Annotated in this window: 11 protein-coding genes and 2 pseudogenes; 5 read left to right on the top strand and 8 right to left on the bottom strand. The window is 68.2% G+C overall.

All coding sequences use genetic code 11. The features are described 5' to 3' along the window. Window positions 1-19: 19 nt before the first annotated feature. Complete coding sequence (locus ACIP4Y_RS35790) at window positions 20-1,030, bottom strand: aldo/keto reductase (RefSeq protein ID WP_401400512.1); 1,011 nt, start codon at window positions 1,028-1,030, stop codon at window positions 20-22. A gap of 159 nt (window positions 1,031-1,189) precedes the next feature. On the opposite strand from ACIP4Y_RS35790, the gene ACIP4Y_RS35785 reads away from it, so the two are divergent. Beyond that, the gene (locus ACIP4Y_RS35785; protein WP_401400614.1) at window positions 1,190-2,092 is read left to right on the top strand and encodes a LysR substrate-binding domain-containing protein; all 903 of its coding nucleotides are present in this window, start codon (window positions 1,190-1,192) and stop codon (window positions 2,090-2,092) included. 74 nt (window positions 2,093-2,166) lie between these two features. Here ACIP4Y_RS35785 and ACIP4Y_RS35780 read toward each other — a convergent pair. Then, window positions 2,167-3,698 (bottom strand): annotated as a pseudogene (locus ACIP4Y_RS35780) (UvrD-helicase domain-containing protein). A 230-nt stretch (window positions 3,699-3,928) separates the two neighbouring features. On the opposite strand from ACIP4Y_RS35780, the gene ACIP4Y_RS35775 reads away from it, so the two are divergent. Further along, window positions 3,929-4,468, top strand: a complete 540-nt coding sequence (locus tag ACIP4Y_RS35775) for a 2'-5' RNA ligase family protein (protein ID WP_401400509.1) — start codon at window positions 3,929-3,931, stop codon at window positions 4,466-4,468. Window positions 4,469-4,529: 61 nt separating this feature from the next. Here ACIP4Y_RS35775 and istB read toward each other — a convergent pair. The 5 genes and pseudogenes from istB to ACIP4Y_RS35750 all read right to left on the bottom strand — a co-directional run bounded on the left by istB (window position 4,530) and on the right by ACIP4Y_RS35750 (window position 7,578). Next, window positions 4,530-5,318 (bottom strand): annotated as a pseudogene (gene istB / locus ACIP4Y_RS35770) (IS21-like element helper ATPase IstB). Then, window positions 5,315-5,626, bottom strand: a complete 312-nt coding sequence (locus ACIP4Y_RS35765; RefSeq protein WP_401400506.1) for a hypothetical protein — start codon at window positions 5,624-5,626, stop codon at window positions 5,315-5,317. The pseudogene istB and the gene ACIP4Y_RS35765 overlap by 4 nt, the downstream one beginning before the upstream one ends. A 31-nt stretch (window positions 5,627-5,657) precedes the next feature. After that, window positions 5,658-6,161, bottom strand: a complete 504-nt coding sequence (locus ACIP4Y_RS35760) for a Mu transposase domain-containing protein (protein ID WP_401400503.1) — start codon at window positions 6,159-6,161, stop codon at window positions 5,658-5,660. Then, window positions 6,131-6,898, bottom strand: a complete 768-nt coding sequence (locus ACIP4Y_RS35755; RefSeq protein ID WP_401400500.1) for a hypothetical protein — start codon at window positions 6,896-6,898, stop codon at window positions 6,131-6,133. Before ACIP4Y_RS35755 ends, ACIP4Y_RS35760 begins: the two co-directional genes overlap by 31 nt. Before the next feature lie 134 nt (window positions 6,899-7,032). Continuing rightward, a complete protein-coding gene (locus ACIP4Y_RS35750) occupies window positions 7,033-7,578 on the bottom strand; it encodes a hypothetical protein (RefSeq protein ID WP_401400497.1) in 546 nt (181 codons plus the stop codon). A 741-nt stretch (window positions 7,579-8,319) separates the two neighbouring features. Between ACIP4Y_RS35750 and ACIP4Y_RS35745 the strand changes: the two genes are divergently transcribed. Then, window positions 8,320-8,583, top strand: a complete 264-nt coding sequence (locus ACIP4Y_RS35745; RefSeq protein ID WP_401400494.1) for a hypothetical protein — start codon at window positions 8,320-8,322, stop codon at window positions 8,581-8,583. A gap of 403 nt (window positions 8,584-8,986) precedes the next feature. Beyond that, on the top strand, window positions 8,987-9,274 hold the full coding sequence (locus ACIP4Y_RS35740) for a hypothetical protein (protein WP_401400491.1): 288 nt from the start codon (window positions 8,987-8,989) through the stop codon (window positions 9,272-9,274). A 250-nt stretch (window positions 9,275-9,524) separates the two neighbouring features. Here ACIP4Y_RS35740 and ACIP4Y_RS35735 read toward each other — a convergent pair whose 3' ends face one another. After that, window positions 9,525-10,661, bottom strand: coding sequence for a vWA domain-containing protein (locus ACIP4Y_RS35735; RefSeq protein ID WP_401400489.1), 1,137 nt, complete (start codon window positions 10,659-10,661; stop codon window positions 9,525-9,527). A gap of 155 nt (window positions 10,662-10,816) precedes the next feature. On the opposite strand from ACIP4Y_RS35735, the gene ACIP4Y_RS35730 reads away from it, so the two are divergent. Continuing rightward, on the top strand, window positions 10,817-12,211 hold the full coding sequence (locus ACIP4Y_RS35730) for a VWA domain-containing protein (RefSeq protein ID WP_401400487.1): 1,395 nt from the start codon (window positions 10,817-10,819) through the stop codon (window positions 12,209-12,211). Window positions 12,212-12,664: the final 453 nt, after the last annotated feature.

Below are 12,664 nucleotides of genomic sequence, written 5' to 3'. Positions count from 1 at the left end.
CTCCTGGAGGTGCGGGTGGTCAGGCGGTGGGTACGGGGGCGTTCTCGGCGATCAGGCCTTCCTGGCGCAGCGCGCTCCAGAAGGCCGCAGGGACCGTCTCGCCGAGCGCGGCGACGTCCTCGGCGACGCGGCTCGGCCGGGTGGCTCCGGGGATGACCGCCGCGGTGGCCGGGTGGGCGAGGGAGAACTGCAGTGCCGCCGCCTTGATGCCGATGCCGTGCTGTGCGGCGAGCGCCTTGATCCGCTCGACCTTGGCGACGACCGCGGGCGGCGCCTGCTGGTACTCGAAGTGCTGCCCGCCGGCGAGGACGCCGGAGCTGTACGGCCCGCCGACCACGATGTCGACGTTCTGCGCGGCGGCGGCCGGCAGCAGCCGCTGCAGGGCGCGCTCGTGGTCGAGGAGGGTGTAGCGGCCGGCGAGCAGGAACGCGTCCGGCTTGGGCTCGTCGAGGTCGAGGGTCAGCTCGAGGGGCTCGACCCGGTTCACGCCCAGGCCCCAGCCCTTGATGACGCCCTCGTCCCGGAGCTTCTGCAGGACGCGGAAGGCGCCGGTGCGGGCCGTCTCGTAGACCGCCAGCCACTCGTCGCCGTGGAAGTCCTGCGCGACGTCGTGCACCCACACGATGTCCAGCCGGTCCGTGCGCAGCCGCTTCAGGCTGTCCTCGACGGAACGGTGCGTGGCGTCCGCTGTGTAGTCGTTGACGATCTTGTTAGGGCGGCCGTGTTCGAACAGTCCGCCCTTCTCGCCCAGGTCACGGGCGGAGGGGTCCTCCTCCTCGTCGAGGATGACGCGGCCGACCTTCGTGCTCAGGACGAACTCGTCCCGGGGGTGACCGGCGAGGACCTCGCCCAGCCTGAGCTCGGCCAGCCCCGCGCCGTAGAAGGGGGCGGTGTCGAAGTAGCGGATGCCGTGCTCCCAGGCCGCCTCGACGGTGGCGGCGGCCTCCTCGTCGGGGATGGCCCGGAACATGTTGCCCAGCGGTGCGGTGCCGAAGCCGAGGGCGCCGGGCAGGAGGGAGGCGATGGACATGAGTGAAGATCCTTCTGTTGGTGCGTGCGGAAAGTGCGGCGTACGACGACGAGAAGGCCCTTGCGGGCGATCGGTCGTGCCGACGGGTTCGAGGCTAGGATCGGAGACTTGAGACTGTCCAAGACTTGCTTGGACACACTTGAGTCCTCCGAGGTCTTCATGCTTGATCTACGCCAGCTCCACTACTTCGTGGCGGTCGCCGAGACCGAACACGTCGGCCGGGCCGCCGAGCGGCTGCACATCTCCCAGTCACCGCTCAGCCGGCAGATCGCCCAGCTGGAGAAGAACCTGGGACTCACGCTCTTCGAGCGTGGCGGGCAGAGGATCCGGCTGACGTCGGACGGGCGGGTCTTCCTGGCCGAGGCCCAGGCGCTGCTGCGGCACGCCGACCGCCTGGAGAACCTGGGGCGCCGGCTCGGCCGGGGAGAGGAGGGCGGCCTGTGCATCGGCTACATCGCCGACGCCATGCACACCGGCGTCCTGCCCGGCGCCCTGCGCGCCCTGCACGAGGAGCGACCCGCGATCCACGTCGCCCTGTACAGCCTGCCGCCCGCCGAGCAGTTCGAGGGGCTGCGGCAGCGCAGCCTCGACATCGCGCTCGTTCAGGAGCCCCCGCCGGCAGACGATCCGGACCTGCTGGCCTCGCCCTTGCTGGAGGACCCCCTGCTGCTCGCGCTGCCCGCACGGCACCCGCTCGCCGACCGGGAAGAGCTGTCGCCCGAGGACCTCGACGGCCTGCCGTGGATCGCCGTGGAGAACACCCAGGACGAGGCCTGGCGCGACGCCTTCGTCGCTTCGTGCGCCGCGTCCGGATTCACCCCGGACATCCGCATGGAGGCCGCCGAGCCGCTGACCGCGCTCGGGCTGGTCGCCTCCGGGCTCGGACTCGCGCTCGTGCAGAAGAGCATGGTCCGCGGCATGTCGGACACCGTCGCCGTGCGCGAACTGCCCTGGCACGACAGGTGCGTGCACCTGTGGGCGACATGGCACCGGGTTGACCTGCGGCCCGTGGTCGCGTCGTTCCGTGAGATCGTGCTCCGGTCCGGCCGCGCCGGACGGTGAGCGTCGGCGCGTGCGACCGGCCGGCGCCCCCACTCACGCAGCGACGGTGACCTTCTTCGTCCAGTTCAGACGGCTCAGGGATTCCTGGGGAGACCTCGGTCATGGGATGGGCCCAGCCGGTCCCAGGGCGAGGAGTGCACCGGCGCCGGGCCAAGGTGATCCCCAGCCTGGACGGCCAACTGCGGGAAGTTGTTGATCCAGGACAGTCCGCCCAGATCGAGGCGCTGACGGGCCCGGGTGACATAGGCGAGACGTGCCTCGCCGAGGTCAATGTCCGGCAACGGGTCACCGCCCTCGTCCGATTCGGTCTCGGGCGCCTTGTTGCCGGGGCGCAGCTCGAAGTCGGCGGCGATTCGTACTGCGGGCCATTCTCGGCCCTTGGACTTGTGGGCGGTGGAGATCACCACTTCTGCGTCGTGGTCGGGGTAGAGGCTGCGGACCGCCTGCAGGACGACGTCGACACCGTGGTCTTCGATGATCTCAACAAGGGGGAGCAGGTCGGTGCCGGAGGGGTCGGTGGTGGCGTACTCGTACAGTTCGTCCCAGGTGGTGAAGAGCACCAGTTCGGGGTGGCCGGTACGGCGTCCGGCCTTCAGTTCGCCGGCCGCGCGGGCGAGTTTTTCCAGTGCCTCGCCGCCGCCCACCATGGCGACGCGTCTGCCGTCGGCCAGCAGGGCGAGGACTTCACGGATGGCGCCGGCGTTGGAGCGGCACAGGACTGCGTCGGGGTTGTCGACCGGTCCGACGCTGGTGTCGATGGCGGGGCTGTCTTTCAGGCGCAGGGGCGATTCCACGATGGCCAGCCAGCGGTTGGCCTCGGTGGCCAGGGCCGGACCGAAGCGGAACGACTGGGTCAGGTGCAGCTGGGTTCCGTCGAAGCCCGTCATGACGTCCCGGGCGCCGCGCCATCCGTAGATGGCCTGGGCCGAGTCACCCACCGTGATGAGCTGGGCGTGGGAGCGCTGGGCCAGGGTGACCTGTTCCAGGACGGGGTTGGTGTCCTGGGCCTCGTCCAGGAGGAGGAAGTCGGCGGGGATGGTGGGCTTGGTGAGCGCCCAGATCTTGAGGTAGTGGTCGGGTTCGAAGCGTACGGCGCCGCGCTCGGGGTTTCGCAGGTCCTTCCAGGCTCGTCGGGCGTAGGGCAGCACGATCCGCGCGAGGTCGGGCCGGTAGTCGTCGGGCAGGCCTTTAGTGTCGGTACGTGCCGGTAGTGGATCTCGTCGTCGGCGGAGTGGCAGAACCGCTTGACCGTCTGCAGGACGCTGTAGGAGATGGTCTTGTGGGTGAGCAGCCGTGGTCCGAGGCGGACCTGCATTGTGGGTGGGATGCCGAGCCGTTCGCCGATTCTCCAGCTGGGTTCGCGTGGGGTGTTGAGACGGGCTGAGTACTGGCGGCCCGTGGTGCGCATGACCAGTCCGTGGCCGGTGAGGCAGGGAACGTTGCTCGGGAATTTGCGGGCAGCGTCGTCAACGACGGGCCGGTTGTAGGCGAGGTACATCCCGCGGCGGCTGTCGGAGCGGGCGGCCATGACCAGCACCGTGGTCTTCCCCGTCCCGGCGCCGGCCTGGAGCGCCAGGTGGGCGCCGGACCGTTTGGCCTCGATCACAGCGTCCTGTTCAGGTGTCGGCCGCGGCTGGCTTCGTTCACTCCAACCGACAGCGTTTGTTCTCGGGTTCCGGCGGCGCTTGGTGATCGTCGGCCCTCTGGATGTTCACTGGAAATGACGGCAGTTCCGGCGCCGTCGGCTTCCCCGCTTGTCCCGTGCGGCGTTTCGGTCGTGATCATGGACGCATAATGAGTGCTGCCGTCGGCTCTGAGGTGGCAGCATGCCGTGTCATGGCAGATGACAGCACAAGTAGGTTTCAGGCAGGCCAGACGGGACTCATCGTCAGGATCCCGGATGCGGAGCCGGCCGTCCGCGCATGGCGTGAGCGGTTCGATCCGTCAGCCCAAGCAGGCGTGCCAGCGCATATAACGGTGCTTTTCCCGTTCCTCGACGAGAGCCGAATAGATGCGCGTGTCTGCTCGGCTCTCGCTGACACGCTCGGCAGTCATCATGCCTTTGACCTGCGGTTTGAGAGCTGTGGGCGGTTTCCGGGGGTGCTGTATCTCGCTCCTGAGCCAGGCACTCAGTTGCGGCGGCTCACTGAGGTGATCGCTGATCGGTGGCCCGAGGCCCCGCCCTATGGGGGCCAGTTCGCCGAGATTGTGCCCCACCTGACCGTCGCTGACGGTCAGGACGATGCAGTTCTGGATGAGATTGAGGCCGAGCTGCTCGGCAGACTCCCCTTCACCGCGCGCGTCTCGTCAGTTGAGCTCATGGTGCATGACGGTGCGAAGTGGCAAGAGCGGGCGTCGTTCGCACTCCTTGAATGAACGGGGCCGTGAGCTTGGCTGGCCCGCCGCAACGGGCAGCGGACCAGCATGGAGACGTCAGTCAGCCGGCTTCGACCTGCTCGGCGCGGGCTCGGGTGATGGCCAGCCGGTAGGAGTCGGTGCCGGTCTCGATGATGGTGCCGTTGAACGTCAGGCGGTCGACGATGGCCGCGCAGAGGCGGGGATCGGTGAACGTCTTCGTCCAGCCACCGAACGACTCGTTGGAGGCGATGGCGACGCTGTTCTTCTCCTCCCGCTCGGTCAGAACCTAAAACAGCAGCTCGGCGCCGTGCCGGTCAAGTTCCATGTATCCGAGTTCGTCGATGCACAAAAGGTCGACGCGGCCGTAGCGGGCGATGGTCTTGTTGAGCTGCTTCTCGTCGACGGCCTCGACCAGTTCGTTCACCAGCTTCGTGGCGAGCGTGTAGCGGACGCAGTAGCCCTTCATGGCGGCCTCGGTGCCGAGGGCGATGAGCATGTGGGACTTGCCTGTGCCGGAGTCGCCGATCAGGCAGAGGGGCTGCCCTTTCTTGATCCATTCGCAGCTGGCGAGCGTGTTGATCGTGGCCGCGTCGATGTTGGGGTTGGAGTCGAAGGTCCGCAGTGACTTCTCCCGCGGGAACCCGGCGGCCTTGATCCGCCTCTCTGAGCGGCGGCGGGCCCGGTCGTCGCACTCCGCCATCAGCAGTTCGGCGAGGAAGCCGCGGTAGGTCAGCTGCTCCTTGGCGGCCCGGTCGGCGATGTCGGCGAACTCGTTGCGGATCGACGGCAGCCGCAGCAGACGGCAGGCGGTGTCGATGGCGGTGGTGGCGGCCTGCTCGGTCAATCCTCGCTGGCGGGGCAGAGTCACTGTGCTTCTCCCTCTCGGTGGTCACCGCCGCTGGCGCGACGACGTCGGAGCAACTGGTCGTAGTGCGTCACCGAGGGCAGTGGCCTGGTGTCGGGCGGCAGGTGGTTCAGCTTCCACTCGTGCAGGAACGTCACGGTGGCCGACGGCTGCTCAGCGGCCAGCGCAGACGGAGCGGCAGGAGCGGGTTCGTTCTCGGTCGGGGCGACCTTGCAGGCCTCCAAGGCGACCGCGTCCGCGGTCAGGGCCCCGGCCCGCAACGCAGTCGCGAGCCCGGCGACCAGGTGTTCGTGCGGGATGTGCCGGGCCATCAAAGGCACCTCGATCAAGGCCCGGGTGCCCTCAGTGTCGCCGTGTGCCCTGACCGCTGCGGCCCACCAGGCATCGTGGGCAGGGGTGAACTTGCCAGCGGAGCCGGCCTTGTTCGAGTGCGGTTGCGCCGGGGAAAGCACCTGGCTTGCGGATCAGGGCTTCGAGGTAGTGGTCCAGTTCCAGGCGGCAGCTGCCCTTGGCGATCAGCCGCTCATGGCGGGCCACTTCCACGTTCTTGTCGTAAACCACCAGGTGAGACGCGTGCAGGATCACCCTGACCCGCTTGCCGATGAGCCTCACTGGCACCGAGTAGCGGTTGGTGCGGACTGCGATCTGGCTGTAGCGGTCGACCCGCGGTGTGAACACCCGCCCGGTCTCGAACGGCTCCCCCGGCAGCGGTATCAGCAGCGGCCGTTCGACCTCGAAGTACTCATCGATCGTCCGCGGCCTGGACCCGATCCTGCGTCGGCCGTCATGCCGATCCCACTGCTCGACCAACTCGTTCAGCTCGGCCAGCGACTCGACCTCGGGCACCGGGGTGAAGTGGTTGCGGCGGAAGTACCCGATCTGGCCCTCGCCTCCACCTTTCTCGTGGGCGCCGTCGATGCCAGGCCGGCAGTAGAAGCTCTCGATCGCGAAGTGCGACTTGAAGGCGATCCACGGGTCTCCACCCTCGCCCGGCTCAGTCCGAGCACCCGAGCGACGGCGGCCTTCAGGTTGTCGTAGCGGACCTTGCTGCGGGGAACACCGCCCAGCGTCTGCAGGGCGTGCACATGCCCTTCGAAGAAGGCTTCCTGACCACAGGAGGCGAACACACGGTGGACGGCCTTGCCCGAATACGACAGCCGGAAGGAGAACAGATAGCAGGTCACCAACTCGCCGGCGAGGCGCACGCTGATGTCACCGAAGTCGGCTTCGGCCTCCATGCCGGGCTGGTGGGTCTGCGGCACGAACGCTTCGATCGGGGCCTTACCCGACTCCACCAGGATCTTCGGCTTCCGGTCCGCGACGTAGCGCCGGACCATCTGATAGGAGACATCGGCGCCGTGCTCCTCGACGAGGCGGTGGAAGATCCGCGTGACCGTGTGCCGCTGCTTGCGCGGCGCATCCAGGTCCGCCCGCAGGATCTCGTCGATCACCGGCTTGAACGGGTCCAGCGCGGTCGGGCGTGGCGGCAGCTTCTTCCGCGGCTCCGGCCAGACCGAGTCCACCGCCTTGCGGACCGTCCGCCACGGCACGTTGTACTTGCGCTCGATGTCCCGCATCGTCATGCCGCCGCGGTGGTCGCGCCGGATCGCGGCGTACAGCTCGACCTTCGACATCTGCGGCATGACCAGGGCCTTTCACCAGGAGCACCTCAATGCTCCCGTGGCAAGGACCCCAGTGACTTCAAAACTCGTGAACATCACCCGACCGTGGATCTGGGTGCCTCCCAAACCCGTGAACAACTGACGACGCAACTCGTGAACAAAGCCACCCGCGCGGCCGCGACCGCTTCGGCCGGCTCCCGCATGACCTTGTTCAGGTTCGGCTTCGGGCGGATCAGCGCGATGACCGTCTCGTTCACCGTCATCGGGTGCGAGGCGCCGGAGCGGCCCGCGCTCTTGGGCATGCCGCCCATCTCCTCTATCTCGCGGTCCAGGTCGATCGCGGCGGCGGCCAGACCGTCCTTCGTGAGCAGCCGGGTCTCCTCCCCTCCCCGCGTGCGGCCGCCGTCGACGGCCAGGCCGTGGCGCCGAAGGTCGTTCACCGTAGCCCGGTGGGAGGCGGTCCGGGCTTCCTTCTGCTTGGCCGCCGTCGGCTTGAGGGTGTGCCGGTAGGTCAGGTGCGGCGAGGACAGCCGCTGTATCTGGTCGGCGGTGGCGACCTTGAGCACCCCGAGGACGCGCAGCACATCCGCGCGCAGGTCGTTGCTCGATCCCGCCTCGTTCTCCTTGCCCTTGCCCGCCATCAGGCTCGCCCTCCCGTCGTCCGCGACCGGCCAGCGGCCAGTCGCCGGCCCCCGGCCGTGGAGGGGACTGGGCCCCCGGACCCGATGATCTCCCCCACCACCGACAACCAACTCAAGGACGAGAGGAGAGAAGAGGGTTGTGACGATTCGGCGCGGGCCCGAAAACCCGTGTGACAAGGGGAACCACCGGGTGTGCGGCTGCCGGGCACGGAAGTGGCTTCGACAGTGGGAACGCAAACGCCGGCGGCAGGGCCTCACGGGGGCTTGCCCAGCAGCCGACGCGACGGGCGCGGTCGGGCCGGGCGGCGACGGCGTGCGGGGTGGGACTCCAGGATCGCGGCCGCGGGGCGGCGGGAAAGGGTGGGTCGGTCGGGGGCGGGCACGGTCTGGCCGGGTCGGTGGTCGTCCGGCCCGCGCGCGGATGTGCGCACGGGCCGGGGCCACCTGAGGAAGGACTCCTTGTCCGCGGTCTGACGGCCAGACCCGGCAGGCGTCCGTTATCGCCTTGACCATCCCTTGCAGGATTGGTTTGTCTGTGGCCGACGCCACACGTTCGGGCGGAGTTCAGCGGGCGGGACGGGTACTGGACGGCGAGGCTCCGCGCCGGCAGTCCGAGGGCTTCTGGCCGCGGAACGTCTCGCCGCTCTCGATCCGGGCCTTGTTCCGGGGAACTCCCGCTCGGCTGCGGACATCTGCCGGGGCGCGCAGCCGGGGTGTCCCCAGCCGTCGGTCACCCTCGTGATGACCTCGCCCTTGGCGCAGTCCTTGAAGCAGGCCGGGCAGGTGCCGGGGTACGCGGCGCGTACCGAGCCGCGCGGTAGCGGCACCGCCTTCTTCGACGCCGTCTTCTTCGCGGCCGGCTTCCCGCCGCCCGCCTTCTTCTTCGCTGCCTGCGCCCGCTTGATCGCCTCGCGCTGCGCCTTGCCGGGCCGCTTCTTCGGCTCCTGCCCGCGTGCCGCCTTCGCGGCCTTCTGTGCCGGGGTCTGTCCCACGCGTGGAGCGTAGAGCCGACTCCTGGCGGCCGTCGCGCGCCACGCGCCATCCCTTGGGAACGGCGGCGCGCAGAGGCGTCCTCTGCGCGCCGCGGGCCGCGTCACCCGCGACCCGATCAAGCGTGCATGCGGTCCGGCAACTCAATGAACTTACGTCGCGGGCGATTGCAACCAGCCTGCGGAGGAACCAGGAGCACTCGTAGTGTGTCCACTCTTGGTAAAGGTGCGCGTACAGGGGGCGACAAGTGGATCCAGTTTCGGTGGCGCTGTTGGCGGCGTTGGCAGGTGGTTTCGGTGGTGAGGCAGGCCGACAGGCCTGGACGAGGCTAAGCGCTCTGGTACAGCGCCCCTTCCAGCGTTCTCAGGACGACTCCCCCAGCAGTCCGGCGTCGCTGCCGAGTTCAGGAGAGGCGGAGTTGGTCCGGCTGCAAGAGGCGCCGGCCGACCCGGCTCGGGCGCAGGCGCTGAGTACAGCGCTGGCGGTACGCGCCGTCGTCGACGATGACTTCGCCACGCGGCTCCAGGACTGGCACGAGCAGGCGAAGCGGGTGCGTACCGGTGACGGCGAGGTAAACAGCACGATCAGCGGCGGTTCGTTCTCGGGACCGGTGCTGATGGGCAGGGACTTCTCCGAGATCACCTTTCCCAGCCCGCCCCCCACCGCGCCTGGCAACGGTACAGCCCCTCCGCCCACGCAGGGCTGACCGACGTGACCGGGCGGGACACAGGCAGCACCGCGGACGTATCGAGCTCGGTGAGCGGCGGGATGTTCTTCCGCGTGGTGATCTAGGTGTATTTGATCACGAGCGTTTGTTAACGCGGCCGGGATTGAACATGGCGAAGGCCTCCATATGTGGTGGAGGCCATGAAGAAGGTAACGGGGCCCGGCAAACCGGCCCATCATGCCATCGGCCGGTCCTGCGGTGGCCTGACCACGAAGACCCGCTGGGGGGATCATTGGTCCCCATGGCCGTCCTCGTCGGTTTTCGGTGCTGCCGGGAGATGGAACGAGACCTGACCGATGGTGCCACTTTGGACCACGGGGCCATAGAAGGTGCCGTCGCTGATGGCGTTCTCGGTCGGACCGCCCCTGGTGGGGGCCAGCCGCTCCGGTGATGTGAGGGAAGTCGCGGGGTCCTGGGGAGCGGTCTGGATCGCGTTGACCGGGCCGTGGATCGTGATTTGTGTCGTCGAATGCTGTGGCACACCGGTCCCGTGCGGTGTGGGCGTGGCGACCTCAGTGGGGCGCAGGCGGCTGAGGGTGAGGTCGAGGAAGTTGGAGAGGTCTTCAGAGTTAGTGACGGCAGTGAAAAGCCTGCTGCCGGGTTCGGTTTGCCAGCGGTGCTCGTGCAGATGGTCCGCGTAGGGCGAGGACTCCTCCAGCACCGAGGCGCAGGCGAACATCAGGCGGGCCGCGGGAGGCCAGTTGGGCTGGATGGTGCCGTGCAGTCGCCGCCGGGTGCCCACCGGAGTGGAGGTCAGCAGGCAGCACGCAACCAACACACCAGTGTCCTTCAGTTCCTGCGCGGTCGCGGCGATGTCGTCGGGGGTGCCGGGGCCGGTGGGCTCGCCGTCGGAGAAGACGAACAGGATTGGCTGGTCAGCGACGGACTTCATTTCCCGCGCCACGCGCAGTCGCTCCTGCGCGGTCTGGAATGCCTCCAGCATGGGGGTGGCGCCGAACATGTGTCGCCCCAGAGAGGTGATGTGCGCCTGGTGGGACCGCCAGTCGCGGGCCAGCCGGTCGATACCGATCAACGGTTCGGATGCCTTCGGCAGGGCAAGCAGGTCCTGCACCGCCGGCCCCTTCCACCCTGTCAGGTACGACAGCGGGTTCCCGAAGCCGAATCCGTAGGCGAATAGGCTGATGCGTGAAGCGATCGCCGTCCCGGCCTCCGTCGTACAGTACGCGGCGGCTCGTTCGATCAGCTGGTCGATCGACGACCTTACGCTCTCGATGCGTTGTTGACCCGGCCCCGCGCCCGGTCCCACGATGAGAGTACGCATGGAAGCCGAGACATCGATCAACAGCCCCAGAACCAAAGGGTGCTCGACCGATGGCTCAGTCGTCGATCGCCGTGACTCGTTCATGGCCTCCCCTGTGTGTTGCGACTGAGCCGATTCGCACAGAACGCCGTCAGGATGGGCGCCGCAACAGGACGCAAAGGAAGTCTATGACAGGCGGATCACCCGAGAAGCTTCCACTGTCCGGTTTGCTCGGTCTCGCTTTCGACGTGTCTGCATCCATGAGAGAGAGCATCGAAAACAGCGATGCGCAGCAGACGACGGGGGTCGGCGCTCTGCAGGACCTCGTCGCGCGCCTCCGGACGCGCGGACTCACGGCCCTCGACGCCGCCTACCCGTCCGGCATGTCGACGTCCATGGACGTGTTCGCGTACGCATTTGGATTGCGAGTGCCAGACGATGGCAGCGGAGCTGCATTGGTGCGCAGTGTCATTGATGTCTTCAAGGCGATCTTCCACGCGTTCGGTGGCGGCAATGCGTCGCATGAAACGTTCCCCGTCGTCTGCGACCTGCTATCCGTACTCGCCACCGTACAGGGCTGCGACGACGAGGCACCGGCTGCAGCGGCTACCGCCGATTCCGATCAGTCAGCCTCCTTCCCTTCTCCGGAGTCTGCGGCGCCGGCGCTGGCCCGCGAACCCGAGGTCACCGACTGGGACAACGAGCTGGCACAGATCGCGAACCGGCACGGCCGAGGTGGCTGGGAGTTACTGGCCCGCGAACTCCTCCCCGAGCCTGAGCAGATCAAGAGACTCGTCCTACGCCTCCGTGCCGAGCCCTGGCTCGCAGAGAAACTCGCACAACTGGTGCCGCGCGCATCGCAGAGGGAGATCAACTTGGCCGTCCAGAGCGTGCGCGACAGCCAGCAGGGCAAGCACCTTGGCACCGCCTATGTCGAGCATCCCCTGGTCACCGCGCGCATGGCGCACTCCAACAGGGGCGAGTTGATGAGCGTCCGATCCAACCTGCGACAGGCACGCACCCTCTTGGAACGTCTCGCGACCCCGCCGGACCCGGACGTATCCCCGGCCCAGACCCTCCAGGAGATACGGCGCACTGTGGCGGCCACTGTGCTCGAGGCCGCCGACGCGATCGACACCACCCTGCCCGTGGAGGAGGTGCTTACCCGGCTGCGCCGACTCGACGCCTCGAGCCATCGAGGCATTGGCATCGAGGAATTCGTGTACGGCAGCACCCCCATGCGTCAGGCCATGGAGCGCATCGCTAGCCGGTTCGAGGCCGAACTCGCCAACCGACCGGCGAAAGCGCCTGCCACCTTCGTGCTCGTCAGCGACGGGCAGTCCACCGATGGGGACCCTTCCCAGGCCCTGGCCAGCATCTCAGCCCAGGGCGTGACGATCATCGCCTGTCATCTGACCGACCAGGACCTAACCCACCCGCACACCCTGCACTCGGCACCGGGAGCAGACTGGACGCACGGCGCCACCGTCATGTTCAACGCGGCCTCCCCCCTTTCCCTCGACCAGCCCTTCGCCGCCCGCCTGCGCGCCGCTGGCTGGCACATCGAAGAAGGAGCCCGCTGGTTCATCCAGATCAACCACTCGACGGTGATCTATGACTTCTTGGAGACCCTGCTTAGTATCTCCGAGCACTGACACGGCAGCTGTAGTTTCGGTGTCTGTGCTGGTCAGCTGCCTGCAGGGGCCGGATGAGGGTACGGGTACGGCCACCGTGATCATGAACGTTTGTGACGACGTTTCAAGAATTCGGTGGCCGTAGGACTCATCCCCAGCGGCGGCCCCGCACGGAGCGCCACGGGTTCGGCCGGCCGCCGGGGAACTGCCGGAGCGGCGCCGGACCGGCGGCGGCTTCGGTGACGGGTACAGCGCCGTGCGCAGCCCGGCCGCGTCGGCGAGCTGCTCCAGGCGCTCACGCTGCTCCGGCGAGAGGTGCGGCGGGGTCGGGTGGACCATAGGGCCTCCGTGCTTCGGTGGGTTCGCTCCCCTGCACCTTCGCCTGCTGCGTCGCCTGCGGGGGCGCTCGCGCGACGCCCGTCCCGACAGGCGCTCCAGGCGCTTCGCCCGTCGTCCCATGAGACGGGCACGAGG

The sequence above is a fragment of the Streptomyces sp. NPDC088810 genome, from assembly GCF_044750305.1.
GTDB lineage: Bacteria > Actinomycetota > Actinomycetes > Streptomycetales > Streptomycetaceae > Streptomyces.
This window is presented reverse-complemented; position numbering and strand designations above follow the sequence as displayed.

What these genes read in the sequence shown, in the direction of transcription:
- ACIP4Y_RS35785 (WP_401400614.1), top strand. Translation starts at nt 1,190, where the DNA reads ATGCTTGATCTACGCCAGCTCCACTACTTCGTGGCGGTCGCCGAGACC.
- ACIP4Y_RS35735 (WP_401400489.1), bottom strand. Translation starts at nt 10,661, where the DNA reads ATGAACGAGTCACGGCGATCGACGACTGAGCCATCGGTCGAGCACCCT.
- ACIP4Y_RS35745 (WP_401400494.1), top strand. Translation starts at nt 8,320, where the DNA reads ATGACCTCGCCCTTGGCGCAGTCCTTGAAGCAGGCCGGGCAGGTGCCG.
- ACIP4Y_RS35755 (WP_401400500.1), bottom strand. Translation starts at nt 6,898, where the DNA reads ATGACGATGCGGGACATCGAGCGCAAGTACAACGTGCCGTGGCGGACG.
- ACIP4Y_RS35790 (WP_401400512.1), bottom strand. Translation starts at nt 1,030, where the DNA reads ATGTCCATCGCCTCCCTCCTGCCCGGCGCCCTCGGCTTCGGCACCGCA.
- ACIP4Y_RS35750 (WP_401400497.1), bottom strand. Translation starts at nt 7,578, where the DNA reads ATGGCGGGCAAGGGCAAGGAGAACGAGGCGGGATCGAGCAACGACCTG.
- ACIP4Y_RS35775 (WP_401400509.1), top strand. Translation starts at nt 3,929, where the DNA reads ATGGCAGATGACAGCACAAGTAGGTTTCAGGCAGGCCAGACGGGACTC.
- ACIP4Y_RS35730 (WP_401400487.1), top strand. Translation starts at nt 10,817, where the DNA reads ATGAGAGAGAGCATCGAAAACAGCGATGCGCAGCAGACGACGGGGGTC.
- ACIP4Y_RS35765 (WP_401400506.1), bottom strand. Translation starts at nt 5,626, where the DNA reads ATGGCCCGGCACATCCCGCACGAACACCTGGTCGCCGGGCTCGCGACT.